Annotated in this window: 14 protein-coding genes; 10 read left to right on the forward strand and 4 right to left on the reverse strand. The window is 67.6% G+C overall.

Annotated features, from left to right (window positions below):
- Positions 1-14 precede the first annotated feature (14 nt).
- The 3 genes from QZ853_RS12110 to QZ853_RS12120 are packed head-to-tail and all read left to right on the forward strand — an operon-like array spanning position 15 to position 7,265.
- Positions 15-5,411, forward strand: coding sequence for a DNA repair ATPase (locus tag QZ853_RS12110; protein ID WP_295573420.1), 5,397 nt, complete (start codon positions 15-17; stop codon positions 5,409-5,411).
- On the forward strand, positions 5,411-6,115 hold the full coding sequence (locus QZ853_RS12115) for a hypothetical protein (protein WP_295573422.1): 705 nt from the start codon (positions 5,411-5,413) through the stop codon (positions 6,113-6,115). The genes QZ853_RS12110 and QZ853_RS12115 overlap by 1 nt, the downstream gene beginning before the upstream one ends.
- 40 nt (positions 6,116-6,155) lie before the next feature.
- Positions 6,156-7,265: a toxic anion resistance protein gene (locus tag QZ853_RS12120; protein ID WP_111112480.1), complete on the forward strand. Its 1,110-nt coding sequence runs from the start codon at positions 6,156-6,158 to the stop codon at positions 7,263-7,265.
- A gap of 72 nt (positions 7,266-7,337) precedes the next feature.
- Here QZ853_RS12120 and QZ853_RS12125 read toward each other — a convergent pair whose 3' ends face one another.
- Entirely contained in the window at positions 7,338-8,225 is an 888-nt protein-coding gene (locus QZ853_RS12125; RefSeq protein WP_295573424.1) for a LysR family transcriptional regulator, read from the reverse strand.
- A gap of 96 nt (positions 8,226-8,321) precedes the next feature.
- On the opposite strand from QZ853_RS12125, the gene trpB reads away from it, so the two are divergent.
- From trpB to QZ853_RS12155, 6 genes are all read left to right on the forward strand, one after another.
- Positions 8,322-9,539: a tryptophan synthase subunit beta gene (gene trpB / locus QZ853_RS12130; protein ID WP_295573426.1), complete on the forward strand. Its 1,218-nt coding sequence runs from the start codon at positions 8,322-8,324 to the stop codon at positions 9,537-9,539.
- Positions 9,536-10,222, forward strand: coding sequence for a hypothetical protein (locus QZ853_RS12135; protein WP_295573428.1), 687 nt, complete (start codon positions 9,536-9,538; stop codon positions 10,220-10,222). Before trpB ends, QZ853_RS12135 begins: the two co-directional genes overlap by 4 nt.
- A gap of 1 nt (position 10,223) precedes the next feature.
- Complete coding sequence (trpA, locus tag QZ853_RS12140) at positions 10,224-11,033, forward strand: tryptophan synthase subunit alpha (protein WP_295573430.1); 810 nt, start codon at positions 10,224-10,226, stop codon at positions 11,031-11,033.
- A 185-nt stretch (positions 11,034-11,218) separates the two neighbouring features.
- Positions 11,219-12,094 carry an acetyl-CoA carboxylase, carboxyltransferase subunit beta gene (accD, locus tag QZ853_RS12145; RefSeq protein WP_295573432.1) on the forward strand — a complete coding sequence of 292 codons (876 nt, stop codon included), beginning with the start codon at positions 11,219-11,221 and terminating at the stop codon, positions 12,092-12,094.
- Entirely contained in the window at positions 12,094-13,455 is a 1,362-nt protein-coding gene (gene glmM, locus QZ853_RS12150; RefSeq protein ID WP_295573434.1) for a phosphoglucosamine mutase, read from the forward strand. The genes accD and glmM overlap by 1 nt, the downstream gene beginning before the upstream one ends.
- 257 nt (positions 13,456-13,712) lie before the next feature.
- Positions 13,713-14,195 (forward strand): RcnB family protein, encoded by a 483-nt coding sequence (locus QZ853_RS12155; RefSeq protein ID WP_295573436.1) that lies wholly within the window; start codon positions 13,713-13,715, stop codon positions 14,193-14,195.
- A gap of 47 nt (positions 14,196-14,242) precedes the next feature.
- On the opposite strand, the gene QZ853_RS12160 is transcribed toward QZ853_RS12155, so the two are convergent.
- The 3 genes from QZ853_RS12160 to QZ853_RS12170 are packed head-to-tail and all read right to left on the reverse strand — an operon-like array spanning position 14,243 to position 18,136.
- The gene (locus QZ853_RS12160) at positions 14,243-15,100 is read right to left on the reverse strand and encodes a polysaccharide deacetylase family protein (RefSeq protein WP_295573438.1); all 858 of its coding nucleotides are present in this window, start codon (positions 15,098-15,100) and stop codon (positions 14,243-14,245) included.
- Positions 15,093-16,238, reverse strand: a complete 1,146-nt coding sequence (locus QZ853_RS12165) for a glycosyltransferase family 4 protein (protein ID WP_295573440.1) — start codon at positions 16,236-16,238, stop codon at positions 15,093-15,095. The genes QZ853_RS12160 and QZ853_RS12165 overlap by 8 nt, the downstream gene beginning before the upstream one ends.
- Before the next feature lie 17 nt (positions 16,239-16,255).
- Positions 16,256-18,136, reverse strand: a complete 1,881-nt coding sequence (locus QZ853_RS12170; protein WP_295573443.1) for a sulfatase-like hydrolase/transferase — start codon at positions 18,134-18,136, stop codon at positions 16,256-16,258.
- A 163-nt stretch (positions 18,137-18,299) separates the two neighbouring features.
- Here QZ853_RS12170 and QZ853_RS12175 point away from each other — a divergent pair, with 163 nt between their 5' ends.
- Positions 18,300-19,277: a 2-oxoglutarate and iron-dependent oxygenase domain-containing protein gene (locus QZ853_RS12175; protein WP_295573446.1), complete on the forward strand. Its 978-nt coding sequence runs from the start codon at positions 18,300-18,302 to the stop codon at positions 19,275-19,277.
- Positions 19,278-19,531 lie beyond the last annotated feature (254 nt).

Here is a 19,531-nt window from a genome sequence, read left to right on the forward strand (position 1 = left end):
CCGGAAGCCTGCTGATGTCTGAAACCCAACCGACCGCTGAATCCACCGCAGCGGAGGCCGGCGGCAATACCGTCGACCAGGCCGTTGCCCAGGGCGGCGCCTACGAAGTCCTGCGCCGCCGCTTGGCCGAACAGGGCCAGCGCCTGCAGGGCCTGGCCGAAACGCTCAACCGCCAACGCCTGGCCGAGTTCGGCGACAGCCGGCTGGAAGTGATCGGGCGTTTCCGCATCCGCAGCGAGAACAACTGCGTCGGCCGCGACATCGTGCAGGTGGGCCCGGACCGCCTGCTGTTCGGCTACAACGTCTTCATCGGTCTGAAAACCCATACCCGCATCGAGGATGTGTTCGGCCTGTACCGGCTGGTGCAGGGCAGTGACGGCTACGACGTCGCTGCGCTGGAGCTGAAGGGCAGCTTCCTCGACCAGCCCGGCTTCGTGCACGACTTCAACGAGCTGTACGCCTACTACAAGCACGCGCGCCTGCTGCAGCTGATCGTGGTCGGCGACAAGCTGCTGGCTTCGTTCCAGATCGGCGAGCGCAGCAGTGACGTGCGTGTGTTCCGCTGGGCGCTGTCGCGCGAAGGCGAGCTGACCTACCTCGACGCGCGTGGCGAACGCGATATCGCCCTGCCACCGCCGTTCGATTTCGAATGGACCCGGGCCACGCGTGACCTGGCGGTCAGCGGCCGCCATTCGCACCTGAACATCCTCGATACCCTGTTCGTGGAAACCACCGGCGGTGACCTCACCATCAAGGTGGAGAACAATACCGAGACCGGGCAGGGCATCTACAGCGAACCGGTCGAGGACAGCACGCAGTCGCTGGACGACGCCCAGTTCGAATTCGCCCGCGTCGGTTCGCTGCTGCTGCTGAAGGTGCTGCCGTACCGGGAGACGGTGTGGCGCGGCCTGATCTACAACACGCTGACCGGCGACATCGTGCGCAACGATGCGATCGTACAGGCCTGCGTGCAGCTGCCCGAAGACCACGGCGTGATCTTCCCGGGCGGCTACTACCTGCAGGGCGGCGAACACAAGGCGTTCGATGCCTCGATGGCCGGCATGCAGTTCAAGCGCAGCATCCGTTCGCCCAACGGCGAGGACGTGCTGTACATCTTCTACGAACGCGAGGGTGGTCGCTCGGCGCTGTTCGTCTACAACACCATCCAGCGCGTGCTGCAGAATCCCGTGTTCGGCCACGGCTATGCGTTCCTGCAGGATGGGCGCATGGTGCTGTTCCATGCCGAAGGCAGCGAACCAACCCGCATCCATCCGATGCAGGTCTGGCAGACGCCTTTCAGCAGCGATGAGTTCGCCGCCAGCCGCCCGCCCGGCAACACCTTCATGGGCCGCATCGGCAATGCCGAACTGGTGCGCGGCATCTCCAACCTCTTCAACCTGGCGCGCGAGATCGACGGCCAGGACGTGTCGGTACAGCGCTACCAGCGCCTGGTGGCCGACACCCGGCGCCTGTTCGATACCCACCACTGGCTGGGCGACGAGGCCTGCGATGGCGCCGAGGCGCTGCTGCGGCAGATCAGCGCCACCGGCGAATCGGTGCTGGACGAATACGAGAAGGTGCAGTCGATCCGCCAGCAGTCGGCGCAGGCGATGGTCGAGGCCGAGGCCGCGCACAAGGCGCTGCTCGGCCGGTTGCAGCCACAGAACTGGAACGAGGTGCAGGCGTTCGTCGAGGCCCTCAATGCCATCACCGCATTGCGCGGACGGCTGCTGACCATCCGCGAGCTGCGCTACATCGATACCGCGCGCATCGAGGCGATGGCTGCAGAGCTTGTGCAGGCACAGGATCGCGTCGGCGCCGCTACTGGTGAGTTCCTGGCGGGTGAGGCCGCGCTGGCGCCGCTGACCCTGCGGTTGCAGGCGCTGGATGAGGCCGCGCAGCAGGCACAGAGTGCCCGCCAGCTGGACGAGCAGCTGGAAGGGTTGCGCGGCATGGCCGCCGACCTGGACATGCTGTCCGAGCTGATGGCTGGCCTGAAGGTGGACGATGCCACTGCACGCACCCGCGTGGTCGAGTTGATCTCGGTGCTGTATGGCCGCCTCAACCAGGCCCGCGCACGCGCTGAGCAGCGCCGTCGATCGTTGGGTTCGGCCGAGGCCGTGGCGCAGTTCGCCGCGCAGTTCGCGCTGTTCTCGCAGTCGATCACCAGCGCGCTGGCGCTGGCCACCGACCCGGAGCGCGCCGACGAGCAGTTGTCGCGCCTGCTGGTGCAGCTGGAGGAACTGGAGAGCCAGTTCGGCGAGCACGAGCAGTTCCTCGGCGACATCCTCAGCAAGCGCGAAGAGCTGGTCGAAGCCTTCGAGACGCACAAGCAGGCATTGCTGGACGATCGCCAACGCAAGGCGCGCTCGGTCCTCGATGCGGCCAACCGCATCCTCGATGGCCTGGCCAAGCGCACCGAACGCTTCGCCAGTGCCGATGAACTCAATGCATTCTTTGCCGGCGATCCACTGATCCTCAAGCTGCGTGAGCTGTCCGAACGCCTGCGCGCTTTGCATGACAACGTCAAGGCCGACGATATCGAGGCGCGCCTGAAGGGCGTGCGCGACCAGGCCGTGCGCCAGCTGCGCGACCGCAGCGATCTGTACGAAGCCGGCGGCAATGTGGTCCGGCTTGGCCCGCGCCATCGCTTCAGCGTCAACACCCAGGCACTGGACCTGACCCTGCTGCCGCGCGGCGACGCGCTCGCCATCCACCTCACCGGCACCGACTTCCTGGAACCGCTGCATGACCCGGAACTGGAGGCACTCAAGCCGTTCTGGCAGGTGACGCTGGATTCGGAATCCGACGCGATCTATCGCGGTGAGTATCTGGCCGGCTGCCTGTTGCGCGCCGCCGAGGCAGGGCACGAGGGGTTGGATCTGCCGCAACTGCTGCACGACGCCGCCGAACCGGAGGCCCTGGACCAGCGCGTGCGTGCATTTGCCGCGCCGCGTTACCGCGAAGGCTACGAGCGCGGCATCCACGACCATGACGCTGCGCTGATCCTGCGCGCGCTGCTGCCCCTGCAGCAGTCGGCGGGCGCCTTGCGGCATGCCCCGCGTGTACGCGCGCTGGCGCTGCTGTTCTGGGCGTCGCAACAGCGTGAGGAGGCGGTCGTGCAGTGGCCCAGCCGCCAGGCCGGTGCCGAGGCCATCGCCCGCCTGTTCGGGTCGGATGAAGGGCGCACGGCGCTGCGCGCGGAAATGGCGGCTGCGCTGAGTGCCTTCGCGCACGCGCAGGCGCTGCCCTTCGATGCTGAAGCGGCCGAGGCGGCAGCGGCCTACCTGGGCGAAGAGCTGGTCGGCGGCGAGCCGGTATTCAGCACCAGCAAGCATGCGCTGGCCCTGCTGGAGGCGCTGGCGCAGCAGCTGGAGCAGGCGGGTCAGCGCGATGCGCTGGAGCGCGCGCTGCAGCGCACGCAGGATCCGCTGGCCGCGCGCTGGGCGCTGGCCGGGCAATGGCTGCGTGCCTTGGCCAGGGTGCCGGCACAGGCCGCGCATGCCGGGTACGCCGACGAGGCCGCTGCGCTGCTGCTGGTGCAGCGCCAGCTGCGCACGCGTGCCAGCGACGCGCCACTGCGGGTGGACGTGCCGGGCCTGCTCGGCGAACACCCGCGTATCCACAACGGCACCCTGTCGTTGTCGCTGGACGATTTCCTGGCGCGCCTGCAGCACCATCTCAAGCGCTTCGTGCCTGATTTCCATGCCTACCAGGCTGTGCGCCAGGGCATCATCGCCCGCGAGCGTCAGACGCTGCGCCTGTCCGAATTCAAGGCGCGGCCGTTGTCTTCGTTCGTCCGCAACAAGCTGATCAACGACGTCTACCTGGGCGTGATCGGCGACAACCTGGCCAAGCAGATGGGTACGGTCGGCGAGAACAAGCGCAGCGACCTGATGGGCCTGCTGATGATGATCTCGCCGCCGGGCTACGGCAAAACCACGCTGATGGAATACGTGGCGCACCGGCTGGGCCTGGTCTTCATGAAGATCAATGGCCCGGCGCTGGGCCACGAGGTGCGCTCGCTGGACCCGGCGCAGGCGCCCGACGCGACCTCCCGGCAGGAACTGGAGAAGCTCAACCTGGCGTTGGAGATGGGCAACAACACCATGCTGTATGTCGACGACATCCAGCACACCCATCCCGAGTTCCTGCAGAAGTTCATTTCGCTGTGCGATGGCACCCGGCGCATCGAAGGCGTGTGGCGTGGCCGTACCCGCACCTACGACATGCGCGGCAAGAAGTTCTGCGTGGTCATGGCCGGCAACCCGTACACCGAGTCCGGCGAGGTGTTCAAGATTCCGGACATGCTGGCCAACCGTGCCGATATCTACAACCTCGGCGATGTGCTGGGAGGCATGGAAGCGGCGTTCACCCTCAGCTACATCGAGAACAGCCTGACCTCCAACCCGGTACTGGCGCCGCTCGCCACGCGTGACATGGCCGACCTGTACGTGCTGGTCGATCGTGCGACGGGCAAGGACGTATCCACCAACGGCCTCAGCCACGCATACAGCAGCGCGGAGATCAACGAGATCACCGCCACCCTGCAGCGCATGCTGCGCGTTCGCGACGTGGTCTACCGGGTCAACCAGCAGTACATCGCCAGTGCCGCGCAGGACGATCGTTACCGTACCGAGCCGCCGTTCCGGCTGCAGGGCAGCTACCGCAACATGAACAAGCTGGCGGAGAAGATCTCGCCGGTAATGAACGAGGATGAGCTGCAGCAGCTGATCTCCGACCACTACCTCGGCGAGGCGCAGCTGCTGACCACCGGCGCCGAGGAGAACCTGCTGAAGCTGGCCGAACTGCGCGGCGTGCTGGATGAGGTGCAGTCGCAGCGCTGGGCTCAGATCAAGCGTGATTTCCTGCGCAACAAGGCCATGGGCGCCGACGACAGCGATGTCGGTGGACGCGTGGTCGCGCAGTTGGCGGACATCGCCAGCGCGTTGCAGCTGCCGCCGGCGGCGCCGGAGGTAGCCCCCGCTGCCGTCGCCGAGCCAGCGCCGTGGCCGGCATTGCTGGAGGCGCTGCAGCGCCTCTCCGAAACACGCCCTGCACCCGCTGCGCCGGAGCCGGTCGCGGTTGCCCACGGCGCGCCGGCCACGCCGCTGGCCGAAGACCTGCAGGCCGGGTTGGCGCCTCTGGTTGAACTGCTGGTGGCATCACAGGCGCAGCAGGCACAGGTGTCGCAGACCCTGGCGGCGTTCGCCGGTTGGGCGCGGCAGCAGGTCGAGCGCGGCGGCGCCAGCGGCGCGGTGCCGCCGCGTGCACGCGTACGCCGTGCGACGACGCCGGAAGAACGCGCACTGGATGAAGCACTGATGCGTCACTTCTACGGCGAATCGCTGCCGCCGGAAGACAGCGAGGGCGGCCTGGCATCGACACCGCAGCCGCCGGCGCAGCCGTGATGCCGCAGGCGCCACTGCCGTCACCGGTGTTGCCGGACACGACCGATATCGCCGTGCTGGCCGATTACGGTACGCCGCTGCTGCAGGCACTTGCGCAGCGGGCCGCCACGTTGCCCTCGGTTGCGGGTGAAGGCCTGGTGGCCGCGCTGGCGCGTATCGCTCTGGCCCTGCAGGCGGGGAACCCTGCGCAGATCCGGCGACAGGAAGGCTGGTGGGGGCGCCTGCTTGGGCGCGATGTCGACCGCGAGGTGGAAGCGCACGCGTTGCAGTCACAATTGGGGGTGCTGGCGCTGCAGGCGCGCGAGCAGGCCCAGCACCTGCAGCATTACCAGCAGCAGCGAGCCCTGGCCATCGTTGAACGGTTAGAGGCGGCCACAGCACTGGACGCCTGGGCCGAGCTGGGCGCATCACGGCTGGCGCAGTGTGATGCGTCTGGCCATGCCGCGCTGTCGCAACGGCTGGATCACCTGCGCCGGCTGGCGACCCTGCATCGCGCCGAAGCCGGTCAATGGCAGCTCCTGCTGGACCAGGACACTGTGCTGCTGCAGCGCTTCGCGCGCATCCATGATGTCCTGCTGCCCGCCTGGCGACAGGCCGCACTGGCCGACCAGAGCGCCGCAGGCTCTGCATTGGCGGGGAAGGCGGCTGCGTTGCACGCCCAGATCGATGACGAGGTTGCGGCCGCTCAGGCTAGACTGCGCTGAATCGGCCACAGCCGCTTACCTATTTCAAGGAGATCGCCCGATGGTCCAGGACAGTCAGAGCCCCGGCACGCTGGTACCCGCCAACACTGCCGTTTCCACGCTCGACGAAGGCACGCTGAAGGCACTTGGCCTGGTCCATGAGGATCTGCCGCGTATCGCCGAGATCCGCCGGGAGCTGGATGACCTGCGCCCGGGCAACCTGCAGGTGTTCGGTCGCGACGCCGCCAACCGCACGGCCGCCTTCTCCAGCCAGTTGCTGGACCAGGTGCGCAATCGTGATCTCGATGCCAGTGGTGAAAAGCTGGGTGAAGTCGTGCGCATCGCGCGCAGCCTCAAGCTCGACGGATTCGCGCAGCGTTCCAGGGTGCCGTTGATTGGAGGCCTGATCGATCGGTTGCGCGCATCCAAGGGTGAACTGGTGCAGAAGTTCAGCGACACCAATGCGCAGATCGAGCAGCTGCTGGGAGACGTCGGCGCGCAGCAGGTGCTGATGGGCAAGCGTGTGGGCGAGTTCGACCGCATGCACGATATCGTCCGTGAGGAACGCCATGCTCTGGGTCTGTATGCCGCTGCGGGCAAGCAGCGGCTGGCCGAACTGCAGACCGAGCAGCTGGCCGGGCAGGGCAGTGAGGACCCGCAGCAGCGGATCCGCCTGGGCGAGGTCGAAAATGCGATCCGCCTGATCGACAAGCGGGTGTCCGACCTGCAGCTGATGCAGCATGCCGCCGACCAGTCGCTGCCGATGATCCGCCTGATCCAGGCCAATGCACTGCAGCTGATCGAGAAGTTCAACACGGTCCGCGAGATCACCATCCCGTCGTGGAAGCGCCAGTTCGCGATCCAGTTGTCACTGGGCGAGCAGAAGACCGCCGCGGAACTGGCCAGCGCCATCGACGACGCGACCAACGAACTGATGCGCCGCAACGCGGACCTGATGCGCCAGGCCTCGGTGGATACCGCACGCAGCAACCAGCGCGGCGTGATCGACGTGGCCACGCTGCGCCATGTTCACGACCAGCTGATCGCCACCGTGGAAGAAGTGCGCAGCATCCATCGTGAGGGGATGCAGCAGCGGCAGCAGGCGGAAGTGGAACTGTCGCGCCTGCGTGAAGACCTGCAGCAGCGACTGGCCACCCCCGCCGCCAGCTGAAGAATGGAGGCCGAAGGGATCAAGTCGTTTGTGCCACTTACGACTTGATCCCCTCCGCCCCCTTTTTCATTGTCAGCGCAGCTGCTGGCTCGCCCAGTCCGCCAGTGCTTCCACGCGCGAGTTGGGCGGGCCATCCGGCCATGCCAGTACCCAGAAGCCGCCGGTGGCGGCAAATCCCCAGGGCGCGACCAGGCGGCCTGCCGCCAGATCCTCGGCCACCAGCGGTTCCGGCGCGATCGCCGGGCCCAGCCCGGCTACCGCGGCTTCCAGCAGGTAGTACAGGTGCTCGAAGGCGGTGCCCAGCTGCAGCTTCGACACGTCCAGGTCGTACGCCTGTGCCCATGCCGGCCATGCCTGCGGGCGTGAGCTGGTGTGCAGCAGCGTCTCCTGCAGCAGCGCCGAGGGCAGTGCATGCCGCAGGCGCTGCGCCGCCGGATGCGATGGCGCCACCACCACGCCAACCCGTTCCGGTGCCAACTCGCGTACCTGCCAGCCCCGTGGCCACGGGCCCTGCGCCAGCAGCAGCACGGCGTCCAGCGCCGCCTGCGCTTCGGTGAAACTGCCATCCAGCGCCGACCACTGCAGGCGCACGCCGGGTAGCGCGGCCTGCAGCGCTGGCAGGCGTGGAATCATCCAGCGCGCCAGCACGCTGCCACTGCAGCCCAGTACCAGCGCTGGAGAGGCTGCCGGCCGTCGCAGTTCGCGCACGCAGTCTTCGATGCCGCTGAAGGCCTCGCCGCAGGCCGCCTGCAGGCGGGTGCCGGCGACGGTCAGGCGCAGGCCACGACCGGCCCGCTGGAACAACGCCAGGCCAAGGTGATCTTCCAGCAGCTTCAACTGCCGACTGACCGCACCGTGGGTGACGTGCAGGTCCTGCGCGGCGCGACCAACACCGCCGAGACGGGCCGTGGCCTCGAACGCGCGCAGTGCATTGAGTGGAGGCAGCAGGGAACGACTCATGTGAGATTTCCTGACGATATACGCCAGATAATATCCATTTTCCGGTCACGATCCGTGCGCTAGAGTATCCATCTGTCTGAACCACCGGTCGTATCCATGTCTGCCTCCCCCATTGCCGACTACCACGCCTTCCCGGACGCCCAAGGCCACTTCGGCCGCTACGGCGGCAGCTTCGTTGCCGAAACCCTGGTCGGCCCGCTGCAGGAACTGGCCCAGGCCTATGACCAGGCCCGCCAGGATCCGGAATTCCAGGCCGCCTACGACCGCGACCTGGCCCATTACGTGGGCCGGCCGAGCCCGATCTACCACGCCCAGCGTCTGAGCGATCACGTCGGCGGCGCACAGATCATGCTCAAGCGCGAGGACCTGAACCACACCGGCGCGCACAAGATCAACAACACCATCGGCCAGGCCCTGCTGGCCGCGCGGATGGGCAAGAAACGCATCATCGCCGAGACCGGCGCCGGCCAGCACGGCGTGGCCAGTGCCACCGTCGCCGCACGGCTGGGCCTGGAGTGCGTGGTGTACATGGGCGCCACGGACATCGAGCGGCAGAAGATCAACGTCTACCGCATGAAGCTGCTCGGGGCGACGGTGGTGCCGGTCACCTCCGGCTCGGCCACCCTGAAGGATGCGCTCAACGAAGCGATGCGCGACTGGGTCACCAACGTGCAGGACACCTTCTACATCATCGGCACCGTGGCCGGCCCGGACCCGTACCCGCGCATGGTGCGCGACTTCAACGCCATCGTCGGCCGCGAGGCGCGCGAGCAGATGCTGGCCGAGTACGGCCGCCTGCCGGATGCGATCACCGCCTGCGTCGGCGGTGGCAGCAACGCGATCGGCCTGTTCCATGCGTTCCTCAACGACCGCCAGGTCGAGATCGTCGGCGCCGAAGCCGCCGGTGATGGCATCCACACCAGCCGCCATGCCGCGTCGATCGCGGCCGGCCGCCCGGGCGTGCTGCATGGAAACCGCACCTATGTGCTGTGCGATGACGACGGCCAGATCATCGAGACCCACTCGGTGTCGGCCGGCCTGGATTATCCCGGCGTGGGCCCGGAGCACGCCTTCCTGGCTGATACCGGCCGCGCGCGCTACCTCGGCATCACCGATGAGGAAGCGTTGCAGGCCTTCCATCTGCTGGCGCATACCGAAGGCATCCTGCCGGCGCTGGAATCCAGCCATGCGCTGGCGCAGGCGATCAAGCTGGCACGGGAGCGTCCGCGCGACCAGATCGTGCTGTGCAACCTGTCCGGCCGTGGCGACAAGGACGTGCACACCATCGCCGCGCGTGAAGGCCTGGAACTGTGAATCCGGTGCTGCGCCACGGCGGCGCGCTGGTGCTGGCGGTAGGGTTGGGGGCATGCACGCCGCCCGATCCGCCGGTGCTGGCACCGGCACCGGCAGCGCCGGCAGCGATCGCGCCGGCGCAGCGCCCGGCCAGCAACGACGACATGGCGCATCGGCCGATCGACGACGCGCCTGCGCCGGTGGTCACCCCGCAGGCCGATGAAGACAGCGCACCGGCCGTGGTCTCGGTGGCCCTGGACCATGCAGGGGACGTGCTGATCGGCCAGCGGTTCAGCGAAGTCGAAGCGGAGGGCGCGTGGCATTCGGCCGGGCTGCACGAGGCCACGCAGGGACGCTGCGAGTACTACGAGCGCGGCACGTTGCCGGAAGGCGTGGCGATGATGGTGCAGGATGCCGACGTGGTGCGCTTCGACCTGGCCCCGATCGACGACTCCGGGCAGGTGGTGATCCAGCCGGGGCCGTTCGGCCTGCGCCTGGGCATGGCGCGCGCAGAGGCGCTGCAGCTGCTCCCGCGCGGCGCCACCGCGCAGCCGTACGGCGAAGATCCGGAAGCGGGCGAGAGCCTGCTCTGGCAGGACCCGGGCTCGGACCTGGCGATCCGCGTGGAGATCGTCGATGGCGTTGTATCGAGAATGTACTGGGGCGCCAGCGGCGCCGTTGACCTGATTGAAGGATGTACCTGACATGTCCGTTGAGCGTATCGATGCCTGTTTCTCCCGCCTGCGCGCCACTGGGCGCAAGGCACTGATTCCCTTCGTCACCGCCGGTGACCCCGGGCTGGACACCACCGTGCCGGTCATGCACGCGCTGGTCGAGGCCGGTGCCGACGTGATCGAACTGGGCGTGCCGTTCTCCGACCCGATGGCCGACGGCCCGACCATCCAGCGCAGTTCCGAGCGCGCGCTGGCGCGCGGCGCCGGCAGCCGTTACGTGCTGCAGGCGGTGGCGCAGTTCCGGGAGCGCGATGCGCAGACGCCGGTGGTGCTGATGGGCTACCTGAACCCGGTGGAGATCCACGGTTACGCCGCATTTGCCAAGGCGGCCGTCGAGGCCGGCGTGGATGGCGTGCTGCTGGTCGATCTGCCGCCGGAAGAAGCCGGTGAGGCGCAGCAGGCGTTCGATGCGGCGGGGTTGGCGCTGGTCCTGCTGGCGTCGCCGACCACCAGCGAGGCGCGCGCTGACAAGCTGCTGACGCTGGCTCGTGGCTACCTCTATTACGTCAGCTTCGCCGGCGTCACCGGTGCGTCCGAGCGCCTCGACAGCGATGCCGCCAGTGCCCGCCTGCACGCCCTGCGCGAACGCGCGGCAGTGCCGGTGGTGGCCGGCTTCGGGATCAAGGATGCAGCCAGTGCCGCGGCGATGGCGCGGCAGGCGGACGGCGTGGTGGTCGGCAGTGCGCTGGTTGCGGCGCTGGCCGAAGCCGGTTCGGCTGAAGACGCTGCCCATCGCGCGCTGGCCTTCCTGGCCCCGCTGCGGCAGGCGCTGGACGCCTGACGGTGGTGCGGGCCGCTGATCGGCAGCTGCATGCCCCGCACAGCGTTGCCGCGCTAAACGTACGTACCAGCATGGTTTTTTCCGCCCGCCCGACGCCCGGCAAGGGGTGCACGGGCGGGGAAAGCGGAGCTAGACTGTCCGCCTTTGCGGCCCCCGGGCCGCCCTGAACGGAAGTGTCCTCCCGCATGAGTTGGCTCAGCAAGTTGATGCCGTCTGGCATCCGCACCGACAACACCCCCAGCAAGAAGCGCAGCGTCCCCGAGGGCCTGTGGGAAAAGTGCAGCAGCTGCGGCAGCGCGTTGTACCGGCCGGAACTGGAAGAGAACCTGGAGGTCTGCCCGAAGTGCGGCCACCACATGGCCATCCGTGCGCGTGCGCGCCTGGCGGCACTGTTCGACGCCGACAGCACCACCGAGATCGGTGCGCGCCTGGGCCCGACCGACCTGCTCAAGTTCAAGGACCAGAAGAAGTACAGCGAGCGCATCAAGATCGCGCAGAAGAACACCGGCGAGTACGACGCGCTGATCGCCATGCGCGGCCTGCTGAAGGGCCGTCCGCTGGTCGCCTCCTCCTTCGACTTTGCCTTCATGGGCGGTTCGATGGGCTCGGTGGTCGGTGAGCGCTTCGCGCTGGCGGCCGAAACCGCGGTCGAGATTGGCGCGCCCTACGTGTGCTTCTCGCAGAGCGGCGGCGCGCGCATGCAGGAAGGCCTGTTCTCGCTGATGCAGATGGCCAAGACCTCGGCCGCGCTGGGCAAGCTGCGTGAAGCCGGCCTGCCGTACATCTCGGTGCTGACCCATCCGACCACCGGCGGCGTGTCGGCGTCGTTTGCGATGCTGGGCGACATCAACATCGCCGAGCCGCAAGCACTGATCGGCTTCGCCGGCCCACGCGTGATCGAGCAGACCGTGCGCGAAAAGCTGCCGGAAGGCTTCCAGCGCTCGGAATTCCTGCTGGAGCACGGCGCCATCGACCAGATCTGCGACCGTCGCGAACTGCGTGACCGCCTGTCCGATCTTCTGGCGATGCTGGGCCGCCAGCCGGCGCCAGAGGCCGCGTGATGGGAAGCCGCAAGTACTTCGGTACGGATGGCATCCGCGGGCGGGTCGGCGAGGGTGTGATCTCGGCCGATTTCGTGCTGCGCCTGGGCAATGCGCTGGGGCGTGTACTGGTCGCCCAGCGCGGCCAGGACGGGCGCCGTCCGATCGTGGTGATCGGCAAGGACACGCGCATTTCCGGCTACATGTTCGAAGCGGCGCTGGAGGCCGGGCTGGTGGCCGCCGGCGCCGACGTGCAGCTGCTGGGGCCGATGCCGACCCCGGCGGTGGCATTCCTGACCCGCACGCTGGGCGTAGATGCCGGCATCGTCATCAGCGCCTCGCACAACCCGCATTACGACAACGGCATCAAGTTCTTCTCCGCCCAGGGCGAGAAGCTCGACGATGCCACCGAGCTGGCCCTGGAAGCGGCGCTGGACGTGCCGTTCACCACCGCCGAATCGGAAAAGCTGGGCAAGGCGGCGCGCGCGCGCGAGGCGGTCGGCCGTTACATCGAGTTCTGCAAGGCCAGCGTGCCGCGCGCCTTCGACCTGCGCGGTGTGCGTCTGGTGCTGGATTGCGCCCACGGTGCCACCTACCAGATCGCGCCGCTGCTGTTCCGCGAACTGGGCGCCGAAGTGATCGGCATCGGTGCCGAGCCCAACGGCGTCAACATCAACGCCGGCGTCGGCTCCACCCATATCGACAACCTGGCCGCCAAGGTCCGCGAAACCCGCGCCGATCTCGGCATCGCCTTCGACGGCGACGGTGACCGCGTGTTGATGGCCGATGACCAGGGCAACCCGGTCGACGGCGACGACCTGCTGTACATCCTGGCACGCGCATGGAAGGCCGAAGGCCGCCTGCGCGGTCCGGTGGTCGGTACGCTGATGAGCAACTACGGCATCGAGAAGGCATTTGCCGATCTGCAGATTCCGTTCGTGCGCAGCAACGTGGGTGACCGCTACGTGCACCAGGCGCTGATCGAAGGCGGTGGCGTGCTCGGTGGTGAAGCCTCCGGTCACCTGCTGTGCCTGGACCGGGCAACGACCGGTGATGGCATCGTCAGCGCCCTGCAGGTGCTGGTGGCACTGCGCAACAGCGGGCAGACCCTGCGCCAGTCGCTGAAGGGGCTGCTGCGGGTACCGCAGAAGACGGTCAACGTGCGCCTGGGCAATGTTTCCGCCAAAGCCACCGTGCAGGCCGACAGTGTGCAGGCCGCACTGGCCGTCGCGCAGCAGTCGGTGGCCGGTCGTGGCCGCGCCTTCCTGCGTCCGTCCGGCACCGAGCCGGTGGTGCGGGTCACGGTCGAAGCCGATGATGCGGTGCTGATGCAGGAAACGCTGGATCGCCTGTCCGCTGCGGTACGTGAAGCAGCGGCCTGAGCCAGCCGACGGTGCATTCCGTCACCTCGACATGGCCGCATTCGCGGCCATGTTGTTATCCGGGCGGGCTGCCTGAACCGATCGCGAGCTGAGATGGCGTTCAGCTGCGGCTATGTGCTTTGTGACGTGGCGTAAACGATGCCCGGCGTATTCCCGGCATCAAGGTTCCTGGCTTCTACGCAGCGCCTGTGTAGTCCGGAAACCGGTCGGAGCCGTTCCTGCTCCATTCTTCTTCCTTCATTGCAAGGATCACGGCCATGAACACCTCACTGCGCTACAGCCGCTGCCTGCTGGCAGGTGCGCTGCTGGTGCTGCCATTGCTGGGTGGCGTCTCCGTCGCCAGCGCCGAACGTCGCCCCGAAGGCGGACCACACCTGCCGGTGCCGCGCGAAGAACCGATGCGCGCCCCGTGGGGCTATCCAAGGATGGAGCGCCCGCGCGAACTCGGCAATGCTCGGCCGGCGTTCCGCGAGGAGTACCGGCACAACTTCCGCGCCGACCATGCGTTCCGGATCGGTCCGTACCATCCGCCGGTCGGTTACGCCTATCAGCGTTGGCACTATGGCCAGATCCTGCCGCGCCCGTATTGGGTGGGCGACTACATCCTCAACGACTTCTGGCTGTTCGGCCTGGACGTGCCGCCGATGGGGCTTGAATGGGTGCGCTACGGGCCGGACGCACTGCTGATCAATACCCGCAGCGGCGAGATCGTGCAGGTCGTGTACGGTCGCTTCTTCTGAGGCCGACGCAGGCCTCCCGCGCCTGCGCGCGCACGGCGGCCATTGCGTTACGGCCCCGGCGCCATCTTCTTCTGGCGCGCCTTGAAGCCATTGAACAGCGGCGCGATCAGCGGGTTGTAGCTCTGCGCGATGCGCTTGCGCAGCCAGCTGGCCGGGCGGTTGCGGATCGCGAAGCGGTAGATGCGCTCCGGGTCGCCGCCGATCACGTTGCGGCCGAACGGGTGGGTGGTGTGCAGGTAGCGGAAGCCGTGCTCGCGTGCCACTTCGATGTGGTCCTGGTCGAAGTCGCCATACGGCCAGCACAGCGTGTCCGACACGTCGCCCAGCTTGTCCTGCAGCACCTCGCGTGAGATCGCCAGGTCCCGGCTCAGGCCCGCGCGGCGCTGCGCGCGGTCGAGATCATCGCGGCGCAGCCAACGGGTGTGGGTGTGGGTGTGGCAATGCACTTCGAAGGTGCCGGCGGCAATGGCCGCGCGCGCTTCGCTCCACCGCATCATCACGTCATCGCTGCGGCCCTGTTCGTAGATCGCCGCCTCGCAGCCGCGATGGTCCGGCGTGGCCGGCAGCGTTGCCCCGGCGATGCCGGCGTGCGGACGTTCCGGGCCTTCACCCATCCAGCCGGTCACCACGAACACCACGGCGTGCATGCCGTACTTCTGCAGGATGGGGTGTGCATACACCCAGTTGTCCAGGTAGCCATCGTCGAAGGTGATCACGATCGACTTGCGCGGTACCGGCGTGCCGGCCAGGAAACCGGCGTACTGCTCCAGCGTCAGCGAGGTCCAGCCGTTATCGGCCAGCCACGCGATCTGGCTCTCGAAGTTTTCCGGTGACACGGTGATCATGCCCGGCGACGGACTGACGTGGTGGTGCATCAGCACCGGTACGGTTCGGGCATCAGCCATGTCCCAGCTCCTTCAGCCACTGCTGGTAATAATGTTCGGTGGTTTCGCCGTGGCCGGCCGGGGTGAAGCGGTGTGCGCTGCGCATCCAGTCCCAGCCGGCGCGGCCCATCTGCCGGCGTCGTTCCGGATCATCCACCAGCAGGCGCAGGGCGCCGGTCAGGGCTGCATTGTCGCCCAAACGCGTGAGGATTGCGTTGCTCCCATCGACCACCATCTCCGGCACGCCGCCGACCCGTGTGGCCACGATCGGCACGCCGACATAGGCCGCTTCCAGGAACACGGTGCCGGCAGCTTCCTTGTGCGAGGCCAGCGCGAAGATGTCGAAGCCGGCCATCAGCCGGCAGGCACCGTCGCGGTAGCCCAGCAGGTGGACCTGCTGCTGCAGCCCGTGCTCGGCACACATCGCCTGCAGCCGCTCCATCACCGCCTGGCCATCGCCCACCACCACCAGGTGCAGGTTCGGGTTGGCCTTGCACAGCGGGACCATCGCCTGCAGCAGGTCGGCATGGCCCTTGGGTTCACGCAGCACCGCCACGCAGCCGACCACCACGTCCTGCTCGCCGAAACCGAGTTCGGCGCGCACTTCGGCGCGTACCTCCTGCAGGCGCTGCCAAGGGTTTTCCAGGCGCATGTCGCTCCAGCGCGGCGGTACCGCGATCGGCGGCACGATGCCGATGTGCTCGGCTGGAATGCCGCGATCGGTGAGCAGCTGCTTGACGAAGCTGCTGACGGTCAGCACCCGGTGCGGAAGGCCGGTATAGGTCAGCAACGAGTTGACCGGGCTCATCAGGTGGCGCGAGCGCACCACCAGCGGCGTGCCGCCCAGGCGGGCGCCGGCGGCGGCGATCAGCGCGTCGCGACGGCTGGTGGTATTGACCACGTCGTAGCGTTCGCGGCGCACCAGCCGCGAGACCGACCAGATGCCTCGCAGCAGGCGCGCCAGGCCGCCCATGCGCAGAGTGTGCACGGTAAAGCCATCATCGCGGGCCAGCTGTGCCAGCCGCGCGTCGGGCTGGCACAGCAGCGACACCACATGGCCGCGCGCGCGCATGGCCTGCATGTGGCGGAAGATGTAGATCTCCTGGCCACCCATTCCCTTGGCGGCTTCGGTGTGCAGGATGCGCAGTTGGCGTTTCATGGGGCGATCCTTCTTAGTCAGCGGTTGCGGAAGCGGGTCAGCGCTTCCCAGGCGGTTCGGACGGCAGCGGCATCCGGGGTCTGTTGCGGCAACGGGCGGTAGTGCAGGTCCAGTGCCGTGGCGTTGCCGAACTTGTCGAACACGTAGATGGCGTTCCCGTGGCGGACGGCGCGTTGCGACCAGCTCTCCACCACCAGGGCGCGCTCGCCTGCGGGCTCGGCCAGCAGGTCCTGCCCGGTGCTGAAGTCGGACAGCGCGTTCTCGCAGCCCAGCGCATGGCGCATCAACGTCGGCACCCAGTCTTCATGCGAGCTGGTGCGCGTTTCGTGTCCCTGGGCCTGGCCGGGCCAATGCAGCACGAACGGCACCTGCAGCTGGTAGTCGGAGAAGTTGCCGTTGTGGCCCCAGTAGTTCAGCTTGAGATCGTTGAATTCTTCGGCGTGATCGCCGGTGACCAGCACGATCGTCTCCTGCTCCAGGCCCTGCATGCGCAGATCGTCCAGCAGCGTGCCCAGCAAGCTGTCGGCGTAGTGCACCGCGGTCCGGTAGCGGTTCAACTCGGGGGTCGGATCGTGGTCCGGGCCGAACTTCAGGAAGTCGATTTCGCCGGCCATCGGCGTCGCCAGCGGCGGATAGCCTGCCGGGATGTGGTACGGCGCATGGGTGGAATCAAGGAAAACGAAGCCGAACCACGGCGTATGCGCGGCCTGGCTGGTGCGGATGTCGTTGCGCAGCGAGGCCACGATGCTGCGGTCACGACCTTCCGATCCCAGCGCGGATGGACCCTGGTGCAGCTGGTCACGCACGTCGGCGAACGCGGTGCGGTCGAATTCCGGGCTGTACAGCGGCGCACTGCCATACAGATGCAGGTCATAGCCCTGCTGCTGCAGCACCTTGAACAGCTGCGAGCCGCGCTGTTCGTCGAGCATGCTCGGCCAGTAGCCGCCCGGCAGGCCGTAGAGCAGGCCGAACAAGCCGTAACGGGTGGCATTGCCGGTGCTGAAGTGGCGGTCGTACACGCGTGCGGACTGGGCCAGAGCCGAGGCATTGGGCATCACCTGCGGGATGAGGGCGTCGTGCCGCAGCGATTCCAGCACCACCATCAACACGTTGGGGCGGTGCGGGTTCTGGCAGCGCAGCGGTTGCAGCGGATACAGCAGCTGGGCATGGCGCGGATCGGGCAGGCCGACCTGCTGTTCGCTGACCACGCCCAGCCTGCGCATGAAGCTCTTGGCGGTGATCGGCTGGGCCCAGGGCAGGTAGTTCCACTGGGCGATCACATCGCGGTCGCCGCGCGCGTCGTAGTAGGCCGTAGCGACCTGGCCGCTGGCCATCAGCACGACCACCAGCGCCCATGCCTGCAGCACCCGGCGCCGGCGCGGCGCGGCCGGCAGCAGCTTCCAGCAGGCCCAGGCCAGCAGGCTTTCGGCGGTGAAGATGGCGGCCACTAGTACACCCACCTGCAACCAGGTCTTCCACGACAGGGCGACCTGGTCCTGCAGCGCGCCGCCGAACACCATGTTCACCACCATGGCATTGAGGTGGAAGCGGTACAGGGTGAAGACCTTGGCATCGACCAGCAGCAGGCACAGCCACAATCCCTGCAGCAGCACCGCGCTGAGGCTCAGCGTGCGCGCGCTGCGCGACCACAGGCCCAGCAGCAGGGGCAGCAGGCCGGCCAGCGCGCCGAACGCCAGCAGATGGCCGGGCAGGGCGATCGCCAGGTAGGCCAGGCCCTGGCGGCCGCCAGGATTGTCCTGCAGCGGCACGTTGCCCAGGATGATCAGCGCCGCAATGACCGCGTTGCCGGCCACGAACAGCGACCACCACGCCAGCCGGCGCCAACGGAGGGCAGGGCCGGCGAGGGTGACGGACGCAGTGTCTGAAGCGTTGGGCATGATGCGGGCGGGTCGGGAGGGCACGGTTGGAGCGTGTTGAACGCGCAGCGGCAACGTAAGGGATTCGTTAAAGTACGCGCGGGTCGCGCATTGTATCGGTTTGTTTCCTGGCATCGGGTAGCGTCCGCCGGGCGATCTGTCACAATGTTCAGGCGGGCCATGAATGCGCGGGCCCCCCAAGACCAACGACAAGCCAGGAACCGCTGTGAGCCAGATCCCCACCCTCGACATCACCCGTTTTGACAGCGACCGCGACGCCTTCGTGGCCGAGCTGGGCGCGGCCTACCGCCAATGGGGATTCGCGGGCATCCGCAACCACGGCATTCCGCAGGCCGAGATCGACGCGGCCTACGATGCCTTCAAGGCCTTCTTCGCCCTGCCCGACGAGGTCAAGCGCAAGTACCATGTGGCCGGCAGCGGCGGCGCCCGCGGCTATACCCCGTTCGGGGTGGAAACCGCCAAGGGCTCCAAGCACTTCGACCTGAAGGAGTTCTGGCATATCGGCCGTGAAATCGCCGATGACTCCAAGTACCGCGACGTGATGGCACCGAACCTGTGGCCGACCGAGGTCGAAGGCTTCCGTGAGCGCGGCTACGGCCTGTACCAGGCGCTGGACAACCTGGGCTCGCGCGTGCTTTCGGCGCTGGCCCTGCACATTGGTCTGCCGGAAGACTTCTTCGCCGACAAGACCAACTTCGGCAACTCGATCCTGCGCCCGATCCACTACCCGCCGATCACCACCGACGACATTCCGAACGTGCGAGCCGGTGCGCATGGCGACATCAACTTCATCACCCTGCTGGTCGGTGCCAGCGCGGCTGGCCTGGAAGTACAGTCGCACGAGGGCGAGTGGGTGCCGTTCACCTCCGATGCCGACACCATCGTGGTCAACATCGGCGACATGCTGCAGCGCCTGACCAACCACGTGTACCCGTCGACCATCCATCGCGTGGTCAACCCCCCGGGCGAGCTGGCCCGCCAGCCGCGCTACTCGGTGCCGTTCTTCCTGCACCCGAACCCGGACTTCCTGATCGACGTGCTGCCGTCGTGCATCACCGCCGAGAACCCGAGCCGGTACCCGGAGCCGATCACCGCCCACGGCTTTCTCGAGGAACGCCTGCGCGAGATCAAGCTGAAGTAATGAGAAGGCCGCCGAAAGGCGGCTTTTTCTTTGCAGGGCTGCGCCCTGCACCTGCAGAGGCCAAAGCCAGAGCCAAAGCCAAAGCGGCTCTGGGTTTCTGCGGGTTGGGCGGGGCGGTGTGGGTGGGCAGGACACGCCGTAAACCCGTCCATGGGGGCTCGATGGCGCCATCCATGGCGCCAACGAGCCCCCATGGACTGGTTTACGGCGTGTCCTGCCCACCCAAACCCCCCCCCCCAACCCGCACAAACCCA

It is taken from the genome of uncultured Stenotrophomonas sp., assembly GCF_913778665.1.
In the GTDB taxonomy this organism is placed as follows: Bacteria; Pseudomonadota; Gammaproteobacteria; order Xanthomonadales; family Xanthomonadaceae; genus Stenotrophomonas.